General features: G+C 47.7%; 16 protein-coding genes and 1 tRNA gene. 7 read left to right on the top strand and 10 right to left on the bottom strand.

Features of this window, described 5'->3' with window-relative positions:
- Nucleotides 1-68: 68 nt before the first annotated feature.
- Nucleotides 69-1916 carry a hypothetical protein gene (locus ACOQPM_RS05340; RefSeq protein WP_420628195.1) on the top strand — a complete coding sequence of 616 codons (1848 nt, stop codon included), beginning with the start codon at nt 69-71 and terminating at the stop codon, nt 1914-1916.
- Nucleotides 1917-1920: 4 nt separating this feature from the next.
- A complete protein-coding gene (locus ACOQPM_RS05335) occupies nt 1921-2247 on the top strand; it encodes a gamma-butyrobetaine hydroxylase-like domain-containing protein (protein WP_420628194.1) in 327 nt (108 codons plus the stop codon).
- A gap of 64 nt (nt 2248-2311) precedes the next feature.
- On the opposite strand, the gene ACOQPM_RS05330 is transcribed toward ACOQPM_RS05335, so the two are convergent.
- From ACOQPM_RS05330 to ACOQPM_RS05315, 4 genes are all read right to left on the bottom strand, one after another.
- The gene (locus tag ACOQPM_RS05330; protein ID WP_420628193.1) at nt 2312-2923 is read right to left on the bottom strand and encodes a CDP-alcohol phosphatidyltransferase family protein; all 612 of its coding nucleotides are present in this window, start codon (nt 2921-2923) and stop codon (nt 2312-2314) included.
- Nucleotides 2901-3668, bottom strand: coding sequence for an SGNH/GDSL hydrolase family protein (locus ACOQPM_RS05325; protein ID WP_420628192.1), 768 nt, complete (start codon nt 3666-3668; stop codon nt 2901-2903). The genes ACOQPM_RS05330 and ACOQPM_RS05325 overlap by 23 nt, the downstream gene beginning before the upstream one ends.
- Before the next feature lie 136 nt (nt 3669-3804).
- Nucleotides 3805-5076, bottom strand: coding sequence for a diaminopimelate decarboxylase (lysA, locus tag ACOQPM_RS05320; protein WP_420628191.1), 1272 nt, complete (start codon nt 5074-5076; stop codon nt 3805-3807).
- Nucleotides 5063-5587 carry a pentapeptide repeat-containing protein gene (locus tag ACOQPM_RS05315; protein ID WP_420628190.1) on the bottom strand — a complete coding sequence of 175 codons (525 nt, stop codon included), beginning with the start codon at nt 5585-5587 and terminating at the stop codon, nt 5063-5065. Before ACOQPM_RS05315 ends, lysA begins: the two co-directional genes overlap by 14 nt.
- A gap of 117 nt (nt 5588-5704) precedes the next feature.
- On the opposite strand from ACOQPM_RS05315, the gene ACOQPM_RS05310 reads away from it, so the two are divergent.
- Nucleotides 5705-5777, top strand: a tRNA-Thr gene (locus ACOQPM_RS05310).
- A 60-nt stretch (nt 5778-5837) separates the two neighbouring features.
- On the opposite strand, the gene ACOQPM_RS05305 is transcribed toward ACOQPM_RS05310, so the two are convergent.
- From ACOQPM_RS05305 to ACOQPM_RS05285, 5 genes are all read right to left on the bottom strand, one after another.
- Nucleotides 5838-6308, bottom strand: coding sequence for a DJ-1/PfpI family protein (locus ACOQPM_RS05305; RefSeq protein ID WP_420628189.1), 471 nt, complete (start codon nt 6306-6308; stop codon nt 5838-5840).
- Between the two features lie 35 nt (nt 6309-6343).
- Nucleotides 6344-6859 carry a hypothetical protein gene (locus ACOQPM_RS05300; protein WP_420628188.1) on the bottom strand — a complete coding sequence of 172 codons (516 nt, stop codon included), beginning with the start codon at nt 6857-6859 and terminating at the stop codon, nt 6344-6346.
- A 66-nt stretch (nt 6860-6925) separates the two neighbouring features.
- Complete coding sequence (locus ACOQPM_RS05295) at nt 6926-8392, bottom strand: hypothetical protein (protein WP_420628187.1); 1467 nt, start codon at nt 8390-8392, stop codon at nt 6926-6928.
- Nucleotides 8393-8464: 72 nt separating this feature from the next.
- Entirely contained in the window at nt 8465-8836 is a 372-nt protein-coding gene (locus ACOQPM_RS05290) for a hypothetical protein (protein WP_420628186.1), read from the bottom strand.
- A 138-nt stretch (nt 8837-8974) separates the two neighbouring features.
- Nucleotides 8975-9571 (bottom strand): hypothetical protein, encoded by a 597-nt coding sequence (locus tag ACOQPM_RS05285; protein ID WP_420628185.1) that lies wholly within the window; start codon nt 9569-9571, stop codon nt 8975-8977.
- 202 nt (nt 9572-9773) lie between these two features.
- Here ACOQPM_RS05285 and ACOQPM_RS05280 point away from each other — a divergent pair, with 202 nt between their 5' ends.
- Entirely contained in the window at nt 9774-11180 is a 1407-nt protein-coding gene (locus ACOQPM_RS05280) for an NB-ARC domain-containing protein (protein WP_420628184.1), read from the top strand.
- A 122-nt stretch (nt 11181-11302) separates the two neighbouring features.
- Nucleotides 11303-12373, top strand: coding sequence for a tetratricopeptide repeat protein (locus tag ACOQPM_RS05275; RefSeq protein ID WP_420628183.1), 1071 nt, complete (start codon nt 11303-11305; stop codon nt 12371-12373).
- A 51-nt stretch (nt 12374-12424) separates the two neighbouring features.
- Here ACOQPM_RS05275 and ACOQPM_RS05270 read toward each other — a convergent pair whose 3' ends face one another.
- A complete protein-coding gene (locus tag ACOQPM_RS05270; protein ID WP_420628182.1) occupies nt 12425-12574 on the bottom strand; it encodes a hypothetical protein in 150 nt (49 codons plus the stop codon).
- A 239-nt stretch (nt 12575-12813) separates the two neighbouring features.
- Here ACOQPM_RS05270 and ACOQPM_RS05265 point away from each other — a divergent pair, with 239 nt between their 5' ends.
- Nucleotides 12814-16974, top strand: coding sequence for a hypothetical protein (locus ACOQPM_RS05265; protein ID WP_420628181.1), 4161 nt, complete (start codon nt 12814-12816; stop codon nt 16972-16974).
- 28 nt (nt 16975-17002) lie between these two features.
- Entirely contained in the window at nt 17003-17782 is a 780-nt protein-coding gene (locus ACOQPM_RS05260) for a hypothetical protein (RefSeq protein WP_420628180.1), read from the top strand.
- Nucleotides 17783-17857 lie beyond the last annotated feature (75 nt).

Genomic DNA, 17857 nt, shown 5'->3' with positions numbered 1-17857 from the left:
TCAGGTGGTTTGTGCCGGGTAGCTATATTATGTATACTCCAAGATTGAATTAGCCAAAGGAGTATCATATGCCTCATCGAATCGCTGCCAAGGGATACACCAGCGTGGTGCTGGTGCTAAATATGAAGCGCTTTGTGGCTGGCCAAGCTGCCCAAAAGCGTTTTGAAACGGTTCGCGGCTCACGAGAGTTCGCCGAGGCTCTACAGCACGATTGGACTCGAAGTTTACCGCAACCAGCGCGGTTTCATCCTCTGAATGATTCAGACATGACAGTTGAAGATGTTGGTTTTGCCACTGGCGTCTTCCGCTCTTTGCTTCTGGATCGGCATACAGCCCCCACCTATTTGCTAGACAAAGAGAAAGTTAAGTTTTCCTCTGGGTTAGAGAGCAATTTTCAGTTCAAGACCCTGTTCAAAAGAGCTTGGGATCGCTGGGAAATTTCAATTCGACCCACGATGACGGGCTTTTTCATCATCCGGCTTATCTATCGTTACCAGCAATCTCCTCGCACGGTCATTGATTTGGCCAAGGATGCCATTAAGCTGCAAGAGCCGCTGGACGTGCCCAGCGCGGTTCGTTGGCTCAAATACAACCGAGAGCGGTATGAAACGCAGCCAGAAAAGCTGGCAGAAAAAGAGCGTTCTGTGAAGGAATTGCTGGCCTGGCTGGGGGCGGACGTGGAGAATCCGCAAGATAGTGAGACGTTGTACTACCCTGTGCAGTGGAAGCTGGCGGTGGAAGCGCTCAACCTGTTTGTGGCAGACGGCCGTTTCCAAATCCCCCACAAAGACGGCAACATTGAATTACGGCCGTGCCCCCCTCACTACTCGCTGCCGCTGCATGATTCCTACATTGTGTACCATTTTGATGAGCTGCTGGCCGAACCAGGCGTCATTGACCGCGCCAAGCGAGGCACAGCCAAAGCAGGCGTCAAAGTGCCCGTCTCGCTCAACAAAATTCGCCAATCGAACCGACTGCGGAACGCCATTGTGAGCCTGCTGGAAGGCACGGTGCTGCGTGACCCCAATAAGCCAGACGAGGAGCTGGATGCCAATGGCTACTTCCCCTCCCCGCGCTGGAGCCATGCCGATGCCCTGTTTACCGATCAGGAGATGAATATGGCTTCGTGGAGTGATGAACTGTGCCTGTTCACCGCCCGCACTGCCCTCATCATGCCCTCCAAAAAGTGGCGCAACTATGAAATGGCCGTTTCTACCGTGCCGAGTGCCACGCTGAAAGTGCAGTACGCCCGCTACTGGGAAGCCATTGAGCGGATGATTGAGTTTGTGTTGGAAGTGCGCGTTTTGGTGCAGCTCATCGAAAGTGACTCATACCGCCTGCTGGCGCAGATTGCCAACACCATCGAGGAAATGCGGGCCGATATGTTCGACGGCGACATTGTGATTGAAGGGGAGCTAAAAGAGCAAATGGCGCAGGCAGCCCATTTGCGGCGCATGGCGGCTTTGGCACAAAGCGTGAGCCACCCGCCGTTTTGGGGGCGGGCGGAATATGCCGTACAAAAAGCAGAGCGATTATTTGGGCTGCTAGACGTGCCCCGCATTTTGAAGCACGTCAACCGCAACATCGAAAGCATCAATAGCGTGGCCGACCATGTGGATGAGCTTTACATCGCCGACTTGTCGGAAAAGAGCAATGATAAGGCAACGGTGCTGTCATTGGGGTTAGCGGCCGTTTCCTTCATCGTCACCTTGCTGGCCTTGCCCTCATTTTGGTATGATCTGGCGGGGCTAAACGATGAATGGTGGCAGCATGAAACGCTTTACAATCTTGTCTTTTTTACAGGCACATTCTTAGGGATAAGCGTGGTTATTGCCGCCATTGTGCTGTCGGCAAATGCCCTGCGCCGCCGCGATACCCGGCGTATGATGCGCCATCTTTTTAACCAAGACAGGTAGCACAATGCAAAAATTTAAACCAACTGGCGTAAAAGCCGATAGAAATGAGCGCGTTTTGAAAATTAGCTGGGACGACGGCCGTAAAAGCACCTACCCCTTCGCTGGTCTGCGCGCTGTTTGCCCCTGCGTGGAGTGCAAAGGTGGCCACGACAACATGGGTGGCCCCGCTGACCCGGCCCAAGTGCGCTACGCGCCCGATAACGGTGTCACCGTTACAAATTTACAGGCAGTTGGTGCCTATGCCCTCCAATTCTTCTGGAGCGACGGCCACGACACGGGCATCTACACCTGGGATTATTTGCGTGAATCTGATCCAGCTTTGGCCAAGTGATCGGTATTCGATAATCGGTGATCAGTTCATTGGGGGCTTCTAGCACCTTATTTCCATTTGCGGATTACCGTTTACTCCTCTGGCGAATGCGGTAAGCATGAAATATAGTAGGCACATCATGCGTCCAGCTGGGGAGGAGAATAGAAGCGGCCAACCCCTCCATGTTGGTGAGGATGCCCACGACAATGGGCAGCCGAAAGAGCCAACCAGAGATACCAAACCCCATCAGTCCTGTCAAAGCGGCAAACAAGGTGATATTCCACCCTTTGGCACTCCACATATGGTAACTGGCCTCGCGGCGGAACTTTACGAAATCGGTGGTGACACGAATCGCTTCCAGCCCGGCTACCAGCACTATCCCCAGCCAATTCTGTACAACTACTTCAGGATAGACTAACCAGACAGCCGTCAAGGCCGCTACGTAAAAAATAACGTCGGCTGCGCTATCGTAGCGTCGTATAGTTGCTGTAGCCACATCCAGCTTTCGTGCCACTACGCCGTCAAAATAGTCTGTTACAAAAGCTAAGATTAAACAGAAAACGTAGGGGAGCCCGGCCCGGCCGTTTCCAGCCCAAACCAAAATTAGTGGCGCTAAAACGACGCGAATTGTTGTCAATCCCAGAGGCAGCGCCACACGGAAACGACTAAGTGTGTCACGGTGTGAGTTCTTGAACATCTATAAATTCTATCAATTTCTCATTGAGATAGATATAGCCGATTTCATTTAGATGGAGTTCGTCGCGGGCATATTCTTGACTTAAGAGTCCACGCTCATCAACAAGAATTGCATGCGTGTTGAAAACAAAGACGTTTTGGCCGGCTTTGGTGTGGATTTGTTCGTTCACGGCCGTTACCGCTTTAGCAATGTCTGGCGACCAAACGATTCTCCGTTCTAATGGCACATCTCCCACTGGAAACACAGTCGTCAGGATGACCTTTGCCCCCAAATTCTCGGCTTCAGCCAACACCTGATCAATATTCGCTAGGCAGTTTTGGATAATCGCCTGCTCATTTTGTGGGAAAAGCGGAATCGTTTTCAAATCATTGATGCACATTTGCACGATGATGAGGTCTGGCTGCAAAGGCGCAACGTGCTGTTGGAATCTGGCTGCCACCTGAACAGAGGTTTGCGAGCCGATGCCCCGGTTGATGAACTGATACCCATCCATGCCTGTCGGGTTTGGCCACTGTGCTGCCCGTGAATCGCCGAAGAATACGGCCGTAATCTCTCCCTCTTCCTTCACCACCGCCTCACCTACTGGATAAGTCCTCAGCCCCAGGGGGTCTAGCCGAGTACCGTTCAGATCCAGATAATATTGCCTGGTTTTGAGAAAAAGGTAGCCATTGAGTGCGAGCGATCCGAGTAAGAGAATGATAAGTAGAATGGGTACGGCCGTTTTCAGCCGAAAAGTTCGCTTCATGGTAGATGCCTCCAACTAATCGAAACTATTCAATTTTTTTTCAAAATGAGTAAACGATTTGAGGCAAAGATTTGGACGATTTAGGTGCTTGACACAGTTAAGCCAGAAATGAGCATAATGCTTAAATAATTCCACATTAGCAGGTGCCTTCCAGCAAGTGCTCATAGGTTTGGCGCTGGCGGATGAGCTGGGCGGTTTCGTCATCCACCAAAACCTCAGCGGGGCGGAGACGGCCGTTGTAATTATTGCTCATCGCAAAGCCATACGCCCCCGCATGGCAAACTGCCAGTAAATCACCGGGAGAGAGCAGGGACAACGGCCGTTCCTTACCCAAAAAGTCCCCAGTCTCACAAATCGGCCCCACCACATCATAAGTGACAGGCACTTTTAAAGTGCCTGTCACTTTAGTTACTGGCAAAATTGCGTGATGGGCACTGTACAGTGTTGGCCGTAGCAAATCATTCATCGCCGCATCTACAATGGCAAACTGCTTGCCTCCCTGCGGCTTCGTGTAGACAACTTGAGTTAACAACACCCCAGCTCCTGCAACAATTGCGCGTCCTGGTTCCAAAACCAGCCTGTAGCCAGCGGATTCAACTGGTGTGGCGACAGCACGAATCCAATCTTCAATTTTGGGAGACTGGTCTCCAGTCTCGTAATTCACGCCCAGACCACCGCCAACATCAACATACTCAAGATGAATGCCACTGGAAGCCAATTCATCAGCTAGGCCAACCAAAAAGTCTGCCGAGGTGGCAAAGGGGGCAACCTCCTGAATTTGGGAGCCGATGTGGGCGGCGATGCCAACGGGTTTGAGCCAGGGGTGGCTGGCGGCAAAGTGAAGGAGGGTAACGGCCGTTTCCGCTGAAACCCCAAACTTATGCTGCGCTGCCCCCGTGCTGATGTACGGATGCGTCCCCACGGGGATGTCTGGATTGACACGCACCCCGATGGACACCACTTGCTGCCGCTGGCTGGCAATGGCTGCAATCTGCTCCAGTTCCATGGCCGATTCCACATGCAGGGCGCAAATATTCGCATCCAGGGCGGCTTCAATTTCGTGGCGCAGCTTGCCCACGCCGGAGTAGATTATTTTTTCAGGCGGAAAGCCTGCGTGCAGTGCCAGAAACAGTTCGCCACCGCTGGTGACGTCTGCCCCCAAACCAATTTCGACCAGCAGGCGCAGAATGGCCGGGTTGCCGTTAGCTTTGACGGCGTAGCACACCAACGCGCTGGCCGGAGCTTGCGCCAAAAAGGTGCGGGCATTTTCCAAAATAGCGGCGCGGCTGTAAACGTAGAGGGGAGTGCCGTAGCTTTTTGCTAATTCAGCGAGGGGGGTATTTTCGCAATGGAGTTGCTGGTGATGGTATTGGAAACGGCCGTAGCCTACAAACTCATTCCCGCTCATAGAGAATGGCCCCCGTCAGAGAGGGATCAAAATCTTTGGCTGGCCATTTTGTTTGGCTATTGTACCGCGCCCAGCGCAGGTCAATCCCAGTAAAATCGCTATCTTCAAAGTTTGCGTCCCGCAAATCGGCGTAATGCAGTTTGACCTTGCTCAAATCTGCATTTTTCAGATTCGCAAAACGCAAGTTGGCTTTGCCTAAGTACGCTTCACTTAAATTGCAATCTTCTAACTCGGCCCGGCGTAAATTGGCGTTGAAAAGCTTTGCGCCTGAGAGATTAGCTTCTTTCAGATTGGCTTCTTCAAGATTTATCCACTCCAGCGTTGCCTCGGACAAATCAATACTTTCCAAATTGCCACCTTGCAGGTTAACGCGGGTAAGGTTCGCCTTGCTGAGTTCAAATTTAGACAAATCTTTGCCTTGCAAATTTTCGCCAGTGAGGTTGACTTTGTCTGCACCAACTGTATCAATCGTTGCCTGAATCTGGTCTAAAAACGTTACTTCCTCTTCCATGTGACCCTCTCTGAAGTTTGTCTTGTTGCCGCTGCTGGCATAGTTGATGAGGAAAACTATAAGCGGGAACTGTTGTTTGTCAAGCAGGTGCGAGATTGCTATAATTTCATCCGCATCGCCAGCTTAGCTCAGTTGGCAGAGCGACGCATTCGTAATGCGTAGGTCAAGGGTTCGACTCCCTTAGCTGGCTTGCAAAATGAAGGCTGTGGCAACTTAGTGCCACAGCCTTTTTTTTAGAGGGATAAAGCTGTTATGAATTGAGATGTGCGAAAAGCGTTTGGATAAAGTCTTGCATGTTCTGTGAGCTTTTTGTAAGAAGCCTAGGCGTTGTGTCTGATTGTATTAAGCCAATGCTTGACAATATTTGAGGCACGATGGGAGATGATGTCGCCACAAAACCACCATTTTTGAAATTATCTTGAATAACTTGATGAACTCTGGGATCAGATAGCAGGTTGGTTGCACAGGTAGCTTTACCAGGAATAATAATAAGTTGCAGGCGTTGATTGGCTATCGTGTGTAACTGTGCTAACGAGTAATCTGGTTGTACAACGAGTCCGGCTGACCCAACAACTAAATTTGAGGGTGTACCTACGAGATCAACGGCCGTTCCTCGCTGCCGCATCTGGTACAAACAATTCACAACCATTTCTTCATCAAACTTAGGTGCAATCAGGACAATCGCCCGCTTTTGCGAAAATGATTTACTAGTCGTCTTCATTACATTTGCTGCTTTCCCACATAGTTACTATCTGATCATTCAAAAGTGATGTCAATAGCCTCAATTTCAGGGAAGAAAAGGCGAAATTCAGTGTATTTATCATTTGGCCATTCCCATACAAATGTGTCCGTTCGAGTTCCACCTGGGTCTAGATAGTTGACCAAAGATTCATCAGTAAGGTCTACAATTTGGGAAGTGCCTTCTGCTCTATAAAGAGAAGCTGTTCGACCCCATCCTGAAAAACCTTCAGTGCCTGTATGCACCAAAGTAATACTTTCAGGTAGAAAGAGTTCCCGATCCTGGCCATGATATGTATATTCTATCGTTAGTATTACCATTATATTTTCGCTGCCATCGGGGAAATGCCAGGTATCGAACTCCTGTGCGGCTTCAGATGAAATAATTTCCACTTCCCATCGAGCTGGTATTGCCTCAACAGTCGCTTCTGCCGAATCTGCAATTCGAGTAGCTATTTCTTCTTCGCTTGGGCCACAGCCTACTACGAGGGTAAATATAAATATGCAAAGCATAATGAATAATTTTCCCTTCATTTTTGTTCTCCTTTTGTTTAAAGATTGAAACAACTTTACAGGGTGTAATTATGTCCTTCTTTAAGATCACTGTAACGGTTGGGGTGAAATCTGGAACGTTTGAACCGCAGGGACAGCATTTTGCATAAATGCGCTGCAAATCGTGTCTAATGATTGCTTAAATTCAACAAAATCGAGACCTGTTAACATACGGCTAGAGCGCAATACAATGGCATTGTTGGCACTAAAAATACAGAAATAGACGCCGATCATCATGGAATTAAGCACCATTAAGTGACGCAAAATGGCCTCAGCATTCATTGATGGCGCATAGCCAATCATGAATTGAAACATGAGCATCTGCTCGTTATGAATTTGGAGTTCAACTTGCAAACCCATATAAGTAGCCGTTGTTGATCGCAATCCAGTTGTTCCGGGCAGATTTACAAAAGGGGTAGCGGGGGCACCAAGTTGTTGCAAGTATTGAGTGATTGTTCCTTCAGATGACATTGCTTTTTCTCCTTGTGTAGGTGTTTCTTGACTGCTTTGAACGGTAGACAGATCTTTTTCTCTTGTATCATTAGAGAGGTGAACATTTCCAGGTAACGATTTATTAGATTCAGTTAAATTTTTATCTTTTGGGGTGATTGCAAGCCCCAATTTTTGCTGCTCTTCTAAGGTCAAAAATTCAATGGGTACAAATATTTCGTTAAAGGGTGCTGGCTTTTTAACTGGGAAAATTGCCATATGTATCCAGTTTCTATTGTTAGGCGAGAGGCCATAAATTATGTGACACCATACCGAGCTGTCTATTTTGGGCAGCAATGAGTCCCAGGCATTTTCAAGCAGGTTCGTATAGCCTTGAGCCGTTTTCCAAAACCAATCTTTGGCTTGCCTCATGTCAACAGGAAGTGTTGAAATGTGGAATACAATATCCCCGCGTACAAGCACTGAACTGTGTTGTTGATTGTCAGACTGAGTAAGTTGCATTTTGTCGGTTGCTGTTACGGCAATTTCAGAGATTGCAGCATCATTGAGATAGTCATCAAGAAAATTTGTAACGTTGGGTGAATGATGCCGAAGTCGTTGTAAATGAAGGTTGAGGATATTTATAAAGCGACTCATATCCTCAGATATTTCTGTTTGCTCAGGGAGGAGAAGCACACTTCCCCAAACCTTCATAGGGGGGATTTCGCTTTGTGCAATGAAGAATTCCTTATAATGTGCCCTGTGGTTAAGTTTCGTTTCAGATACGATTTGTTGCAGCATTTTGAGAAGTTTTGCTCGGGCCTTGCTTTCCTCACCTTTAAAGCCAACCTCTGCATTGATGCGTTCTCTTGGCGGCAATTCCAGCCCTGGATATTTCGACTGAATGACATTTTGAACCCAACTATTGAATGTGTCATCACTGTCAAACGTTAGCCACATATCTGTAACTAGGGCGATGGCACCTATTTGGACAGTGCCCGCTTGTATGCTGTGCTTGCTAGATGATAGTTGGTGCTTCTGGAGTTTATTTTGTTTTTTCCTGCTAAAGAATTTCTTTAGATTCATGGCAACCATCCCTTCTATTCATTAAACTATTTCAGTTGCCCTTCGTTTTCGATGGGACATCAATTGTTGAATTCATACAAAGGCATCTAATAAAGTACCTAAAAAGAAAGGGACGAAATTAATTGCAATGCCGATATAAGCTACGATCCTTGCCTTCTGTTCTTTGGCTTTTAAGGCCACAAAAATACAAAGAGGTAGTGAGATAAAACACAGGAATGGAAAAACAAGGTCGAGGAGACCCAGGACGGTACCCAGGATAGCCATTCCTAAGCCTGGAGAGGCAAGGCGCGGAACTCCAGGCACACGCACAATTGAATTGCACTTTGGACAGCGATGGTTATTGGAAATAAATTCAGATTTGCCCCCGACATAGCTACAAGAGTTACACTTAACGCCGGAAATAATAGCAAGACAGCTAGGGCATCTATCTAAGGGCTTGCTCATTGTTGAACCACAATTACTACATCTGTACATTCGATTTTCCTCGGTAGGTTTGTCAATTCAGGTTAGTGAAAAAATTGAATAATGGGCACGAGAGAAACGACTCAGCTAACGTTACTGGCAAACGACCTCCTGGCGATTCTAAATTTCCATTTTGCCTGAACCAAGTATTATGTTGATTGTTCCTCGACAGCTCTCGTTTTGTACACCGCAGCAATAGCATTCCCTGACGAATGTACCAGGCTGAGTCTCTACTGGGGACTGATAACCACAGTGACCACATTCCAATAGCAGAATAAGCTGGGCGTATTCACCGTTATTTTTCAGATGAGCTACGGCCGTTTGGTTGGCGACCATATCCCCAAAACTTTTGAGACTAAGCGCTTTGACGGTTTCAGATTTAATAGGCTTCGATTCAATTACAAGATTCTTAGTTTTTAAAGGAGCTTCTGTGAAATATCCGTTCATGTCACGGCCTAATGAGCCATCGGGGGTATCTACCGTGAAATATGTGAGCTGGGGAATAGAAGCGATCTTTTTTAAAATCTCGACCGCGTGCAGCAAACTATTTGCTTGTTGCGAGTAATATTTATAGGGACCATTTTGGCTCAGCTCCCACTGCCCTTGAGGAGCCTCAATACGCAATACTCGGCCATTTTCGCTAAACGCTATTTTGCATACCGCTTCCTGCGTTCTTTTCGATTGCTTTGTGCCAAACAGCCTATTTAGAAAACCCATAGCCTTACTCCTTTTCTTTACGCTTTTGCTTTCTCAATACTTTTACTTTAGTTGATTGAATACCATTTTGGGAAGATACCAGTTAGTACGACCAGGTGCGCTGAAATGCTTATGGGTGCGCTTTGGTGCGCGAAAACGGCCGTATGTGCGACCTTATGCGAATTTAGTGAAAGATTGGTTTGTTTCAGCTATTATTTGGAAGATGAGCGTCCAGTTAGCAGTAGACGATTGGAAAACGGCCGTACACTCCGCTCTAAATGCTTGGAATCAGATAGACGGCAATTCTCAAGATTTTTTAGACAACTTACTCTTAGTCCAAGAAAATCGCGCTGATACTTCAACGACTACCCCTGTGTCTTTGCGTTTGGCAACCAATACAGTATTGCTAAATTGCTTGGAAGAGCTAGCCCAGCACGACCAAACCAGTGCCGAAATTTTGCGGAGGCGATATCTGGATGGCGAGACCGTGCAGGCTGTTGCCAATCAAAATGGTTTGGGGCGACATCAATTTATGCGGCGGCAGCGAAAAGCGATTGCTGCTCTGACGAAAGTGATTTTGAGTAAGGAGACTGCCGTACGTGAACAGCGTGCCCGTCTCGTTGAATCTCAATTGCTGCCGCCTAGCTACGGCGTGTTGTTTGGTACGGAGGCGTGGGTTGCCGAGTTGGAGGCATTGCTGTTGCGTCCAGAAGCCCCCTGGATTGTAGCGCTTACAGGGCTAGGTGGGATAGGCAAGACATCGCTAGCTAATGCGACTGTACGACAAATTGTTCGGCACTTTTATTTTAAGCAGCTTATTTGGCTTTCGCTTGAGTCTCCTTCTGAGCCGCAAAAAGAGCCGACTCCGCTGCGGTATGAAGATGTTTTGGCTCAATTGGCGGCGAAGGTTTGCCCCCAGCTCCCACCGCCCTCACAGCAAGAGGTAGCTGTGAAGCAAATGCTAAAAGCTTTTCCCCATCTTATTGTCATTGATAATTTAGAGGTGGAACTGAATTCAGAACTGCTTATTCGCCTTCACGCTCTGGCCAATCCCAGCCAGTTTTTGTTAACCAGCCGGATACGGCCGTCTAGCCCCGTTGGTGTGTTCAATTTTCCACTGACCGAGTTGCCGGAAGATGACGCTCTGGCGCTATTACAACATCAGGCAGAGATTATTGGTGCAACGGATCTAGCAAATGCCCCGGACGCGATGCTGCAAGCTATTTTCGAGAAGGTTGGAGGGAATCCGTTGGCGCTCAAACTTATTGCGGGCTTAAACTATGAGTTAGCAATCCCCCAAATTCTAAACACCTTGATTCAGGTAAATGTGCAGGAAGTGAACAATATGTATCAGCACATTTATTGGCAATTGTGGCGAGCTTTGAGCAAAGATGCCAAAAAGTTGTTGGAAATCATGCCCCTGTCGTCTACCGAGGGCATGGGGCAGGCACAAATACTGGCGGTTAGTTCCCTTCCAGAGATGCAGCTTTTGGCTGCTATTCAAGAGTTAAGCCGCCGTTCCTTGCTTGAGATACGGAGTACGCCAAAAGAGAAGAGATACGCGATTCACGGTCTGACCCGAACCTTTTTGCTGAGTGAAATTATCCATTGGTTTGAGATTGAATCATGAACCAGAAGCAGCCCAGCGAGCATTTTGTTCAGGGCATTATGGCCAACATTAATTTTTGGCAGCAGCAATTTGAACAACCCTCTAATGAATTGGCGGGACTATTTAAACGGGAGCAGGACAATGTGTGGACGGCCGTTCATTTGGGGGTAGCGGTAACGGCCGTTCAGGAAGATGCTGCGTCCCTACTGCTACAAATTTTCCCTACAATTGAGCGCAGTGGTCATTGGGAAAAGTGGTTGGTTCTGTTTGAAACACTTCGAACGTTAAACTTATCCCCTGACCGTCGCATTCAGCTACTTAATCGCCTTGGGCAACTGTTGCGTAAAATGCGCCGCTTACAACAAGCAATTCCTGCTCATCAAGCAGCGGAGAAAGAAGCCAAAACAATCAACAATCCCCAGTTAATTGCCGAAGCCTGGTTTAACCTGAGTGCAGATTACCGAAACCAGCACGACTATGAATTGGCTAGGCATTATGCCCTCCAAGCCTTAGGCATCTTTGCCCAATCTCCTGAACAGAGCAAATGGGAGGCCGCTGCGCTCAATACGTTAGGACTTATTGAGTTAAGCTGTGGCAATTTGGATGATGCTGAGGAACGGCTTCGCCAGTCGCTAAAATTGTGGCAGTCAATATATGATCCAATGGAGCAGGCACGAGTCCTAAATGGATTGGCGTTGACGCTGCACCGAAAAAAGGAGTTTGAAGCCTCTCTGTATTTTTATCAGCAGGCAGCCACGCAATTGCAAGAATCGAGCAGCGAGTTGGACAGGATAGAACTCGATTTAAATCTCGGAGCACTTTATTATGATTGGTGCAAGTTTGATCAGGCAGAAATCTGTTTTTGGCGGGCACACGCTGTGGCTTTGCGTTATCCAGGTCACGTCTACTTCCACGCTATGATTGCCAATAATTTGGGAAACGCGTTACGAAAACAGAACCTTCTTGATGAGGCGGAGGGCCATTTGTTGCGTGCAAAGATGCTTTGGAGTCAGTTATCTGACTTGCTGATGGAATCGAATACGAATGGCACGCTTGCGGCGCTTTACGCACAGCAAGGGGATAACGATAAGGCACTTCAATTGTATGATCAAGCACTGGCTTCTCTAGATAAATTTGAGCAAAGTGCCTGGGCCAGAAAGTTAAGCGCGAAGTTTTCTCAAGCGCGAAAAAATATATTAAAAGCAGCAAGTTAATAACAAAGAAAGGGAGGACCCCGTAGGATCCTCCTCAGTTCAAAATGTTGTTTAGCTGGGGCTAACGCAGTTGTCAGATGCGCTGGTAGCGCAATCGGCGTGTGCTGGTGGGGCGGTGGGTGCGGCGATAAGGATAGTGGCTACGGCCGTAATCCATAAAAAACGCACAGCTTTCTTGGGTAACTTCTTGCAAAACATCATCTCAGACCTCCATAGTGGAATTGAAGGATCATGAGTGGCGCCGGGTTATGAACCCTCTAGATGCTCAAGAACCAAAACCTTTTGTAAAAGAGCCTACCGGTTAGCTCATAGCTGGTTTCAACATACGCGATGCAAGGCTCCGCGTCTAGTCGGCAAACCCGGCATTTACATAATGCGAGATAAATTTGATGTCAAATACGCCAAAACAACCGCCTGATCCTTATAAATTAAGTGTGTTAGTGTGGCTTCGAAGTGAGCGCGGCATTACCCAGACTGATCAGGCACAAATTTTTGGTTTAACCAAAAAGAAAAGCCGAGACACAATTGCCTTGTGGGAAAAAGGCAAAGTGATTCCCCCAGAAAACAAGTGGCGACAACTATTTATCTCTTATTTACTTGATACGCTTGGTCTGCGTGAAGATCCTGCAAAATTTTTGGAAGTATGGCATGTTCTGGAATCGGAATGGGGTTGGAGTCAACTAGATCATGATCAGGATATATCTTTACAACCAGACATTGACCAAAATCCTTATCGGGGGTTAGAAGCATTTACCGAAGCAGATAGGTATAATTTTTTTGGTAGAGATGACCAAGTTGATGAGTTAGAGAAGGCAATTCAGCAGCAGCCACTCTTGATTTTGTTTGGCTCATCCGGTAGCGGTAAAACTTCCATTATTCAGGCTGGCCTCATTCCGAGGTTGCGGCAATCTGAATGGACAATTGTACAAATGCGGCCTGGGCGACAACCGTTTCAAGCATTAATAGAAGGCTTGTTGGCAGTTGCATACCCAAATCATAGTGAAAACGGCCGTCGGGTAAAAGCGACTCAGCTGGTTGAAAAATGGCTACAGGACAATTTATCTCTAACAAAAATTGTGCAAACCCTGCCGCGCTTCTCTAGTATAAAACAGTTGCTAGTCATAGTAGACCAATTTGAAGAACTTTTCACCACCTACCCTGATTCAAAGCTGACGAAACAGTTTGTCAGCAGCCTGCTCTCACTCTTAGAAAAGTCCGGCTTGTCCATTAACTTACTCTTTGCCATTCGTGCTGATTTTCTAGCTGAAACAATGGAACTGCCCCATCTAGCTGAGAAACTCAACAAGCACCAATACATGCTGCCAGCCATGAGTCATGAGCAATTGGAAGCCGCTATCTTACAGCCAGCTTACACATTGTTTACCCGTTTTGAAGAGGGTTTACTTAGCCGAATTTTGCTAGACGTTGGCGATTCACCGGGCAAATTGACATTACTTGAATTTGCTCTGACAAAGCTGTGGGAACACCATGCTAATAAGTCTGGCCTTCTTACCATAGCTGCTTACGAAGCAATTGGTCGCGTACAAGGTGCTTTAATCAACTATGCAGAAGCTGTTTTCAACGATCTGGATACAACAGAGCAACAGCAATCAGCTCGTTTATTCACGCAGTTGGTAAAGCCTAGCAAGAAGCATAAAACGACCCGCATTTTGGCCTCACGCACCAAATTAGGCACAGAAAAATGGGCATTGGTCGCCAAATTGGCTGATGCTCGCCTCATTGTGACAAGCAAAGCTGAGACAGAACAGGCTGAGATTATCCATGAAACATTGATAGAAACCTGGCCACGCCTGGTAAATTGGATTGAAGCGTCGCGTGATTTTCGTATTTGGCAAGAAGATTTGGGTGTTTTGGTTGCTCAGTGGCAGAAGGTAAAGTCGGATGAAGGGATATTGTTGCGCGGTACGCTTTTAGAAACGGCCGTAACTCAGCTAAAACAACGAGGCGACGAGCTAAGTTCACAGGAACGTGAATTCATTACAGCTAGTATTGCCTTGCGTGATAAGGAAACGGCCGAACGCGATGCCCAATTGCAAAAAGAAAAAAGAGCAACGTATAGCCTGCGTCGCCGCGCCATTTATCTTGCCCTTGCCTTGTTTGCTGTTGTTATTCTGGCAATAGTCACCTTTAATTTTGGACAGCGGTCAAACCAGGAAGCCCAAAATGCGCGTGCCGAACTTTCCAACTCATTGGCCAGGCAAGCGCGTACACTTTATGCTACACAACCCCGGCTAGCGCTTCTGTTGGCCGCTGAAGCGGTGCGGATCCCTATTGAAGAAAACGATCCTCGACCCGTTTTGGCTGAAGAAGCCTTGCGGGAAGGTTTAGAACAGCTATATGGTTATGGGTTAGCTGGGCATGAAGCAACGATTACCGCATCGGCATTTAGTCCAGACGGCCGTTGGTATGCTACCGCTAGTTTCGATAGCACTTTGCGCCTGTTTGATTTGACCGCGCCAGCTTTTTCGTCAACCGTTTTGCAGGGACATGCGGCACCCATTTTGAACATGGCTATTAGTCCCGACGGCCGTTGGCTGGCTAGCGTAAGCAATGACCAAACGGCCCGATTGTGGGATTTACACACCGCAAACCCGGTAGATCATTCAGTGGTGCTAGCCGGGCATCAAAAAATTGTTGGCAGTGTGGCGTTCTCGCCAAACGGCCGTTGGTTAGCCACCGGCAGCTCAGATACCACAGTGTACCTATGGGATCTCCTTGCCCCTGATCCTGCTGCAATACCTACTGTTTTAAGCGGCCATCAAGGCTCGGTCAACAGCATTGCTTTTAGCCCAGACAGTGCCTGGCTGGCAACTGGTGGCAATGATAATCAGGTTCGTTTGTGGTCACTTGCGGCCGATCCTGCAACCAATTTTGTGGTTCTTTATGAGCATGAAGATATTGTATATAAAGTTGCCTTTAGCCCAGACGGCCGTTGGCTAGCCACCGCCAGCGCTGATGGCACAGTACGCTTGGGAGAGTTTGCCTTTGAGGACACAATATCGTCGCCTTTTTCGCTGATTCACCACGATGATGAAGTGTTTGATTTGGCTTTCTCCCCAGACAATCGGTGGCTAGCTACAGCCAGCGCCGATACGACAACTGTTGTCTGGGATTTGGCGCAGCCAGACATGGTCTCTACCGGAATTCGGCTTATTGCACACACGTCATCTGTACAAGACGTTCTGTTTGATTCTGATAGCCGCTGGTTAATTTCTGGTAGTGATGATGCCACAGTGATGGTTTGGGAATTAGCTGCAATGTCTTCCAACGTGCAGCCCATTATTCTACGAGCCCATGAGGACGGTGTGCGAACCGTTGCCATCAGCCCAAATGGCACTTGGTTGGCCAGTGGTGCTGCTGATGGCATGAGTCACATTTGGGAGTTTGCCTCGCTAAAATCCCATGCGCCAATCACATTCCAGCACAATTTCTCAGGATTGTTGTTTACAACATTTGTGCAGGAGGATGGACAGCCAGACAAGTTTCACTTGGCAGTAGCTGATGTAGAGGGCCAGGTGAGGTTGCTGCCGTTCATAGACGCAGCGCCAACAGATTCATTCATTGCTCTAGATGGGCAACAGGATGCCATTAATGTGCTTGTTGCCAGCGAAAACGGCCGTTGGCTTGCTTCTGGCGATGTAAATGGCCTTATTCGGCTGTGGCAGCTAAACGGTGGCTTGTCCACTTTTACGCTAGCCCTGGCGGAGCACGAAAGTGCAATTTCCTCAATGCACTTTTCGCCGGATAACCGTTGGCTAATCACCGCTGACATCGCTGGCACTCTACATCTATGGGAGCTGGCAACAATCCGAGCAACCCCAAACCCTGTCGCCAGCCATCAGGCAAGCGGTTCCATCATGGCTCTGGCTATTTCTGCCGATGGCCGTTGGCTGGCTTCGGGTGGTAGTGATGCCCATGTATACCTTTGGCAACTAGATACCGCACAGCCGTTGGCAAATCCAGTTGCATTGATTGGGCATGACAAACAGGTGAATAATTTAAGCTTCAGTGCAAACGGCCGTTGGCTAGCTAGCGGCAGCGATGATCACACAGCGCGCTTGTGGAATGTGGCCGCCCCAAATAAAGAAACTGTCTTAACTGGACATGAACGCTTCCTTACTTCGGTTGTGTTTAGCCCAGATAATCAATGGTTAGCCACAACCAGCGCCGATGGCTTTACTTACCTTTGGGATGTAACGGCTACCAATCCTGCTGCTTCCCCGCAAATCGTGTCAGGCCATACAGGTGCTATTCAATCCGCCGCGTTTAGCCCAGATTCCCAATTTCTGGTGACAACAGGAATTGACCAGACAGCCCGACTATGGGATTTAGAGAGCGATACCGTTTCTGAGACGGTAACTACATTGAACGCCGGAGCAGGAAATATTATTTTTGCAACATTCAGCCCAGATAATCAATGGTTAGTCACCAGCGGCAACGATGGGGTGCTCAAACTATGGCCATTAAGCTTGCCATATTTAATTAAGGTAGCCTGTCAAACAGCAGGACGGAATCTGTTCGAGAATGAGTGGAACACGTATCTACAAAATCAGCCCACTCGCCAAACCTGCCTTGAATAGGTCCATTAGCTAATTGGAGGGAAATAATATGAAGATTTACAAATTGTCTTGGCTTTTAATTGCGGCTATTTGTATTGTAAGTTGCCAGCCAACATCGCTCGTCAATACACCAGCCCCACCAACGGAAGTTGCTTTAGCCACAGCCACGCCATTGCCATCAGCAACTGCGCTGCCAACACCCACGCCTACGGCAGCGGAAACGCCAACTGTGCCCCCTACGGCAACAGTAGAGCCCTTGGCCACGCCTACATCCCCAGCCACAGCATCCCCACTGCCTACTGCCACACAAGATATTAATTGGGTGCCTTATGAATTTGAGAATGTTCAACTATCTTTACCCGCTACATTTCAGTTTTTTGATGTAACCTCATTCCCGCTTGAAAGTACAACAGGTGCAATAAGCGAAGATTGTCAAGCACAATTAGAGCAATTTGATGAAATAGTAGCATCAGCGATTCTGATTGCAGCAATGGATACATTATTTGTAAATCACTCTGTGTCTGTGTTCATATTGGTTGAGGAAACTTTACCGCCAGCTACTACATTGGGAATGAATTTAGAGCGTGTTCAAGCCTGTAGTGAAGTTGATTTTGTGGAAAGAGAAGTAATTGAAATTAATGGCCGCGAAGTAGGACGTATTGTTGCAGAATCCGAGTTTCTAGGAGTTTCATTGCACCAAGTTTCTTATCTTATTCAGCAGGAAAATTGGTTGTGGACGATCAGTTATACATTTGCACCAGAAGATGCTGAGACGCAGCTATCTATTTTGCAGCAGATTGTGGAATCCTTTACGATTTTGTCTGAATGATAGGGCTTACACAATATTAGCGCTGTGGCCAGAGAGGTCAATTACGACTTAGTGTGTCCTACCTCACAAAACCGG

It is taken from the genome of Candidatus Leptofilum sp., from assembly GCF_965223525.1.
Lineage (GTDB): Bacteria > Chloroflexota > Anaerolineae > Promineifilales > Promineifilaceae > Leptofilum.
This window is presented reverse-complemented; position numbering and strand designations above follow the sequence as displayed.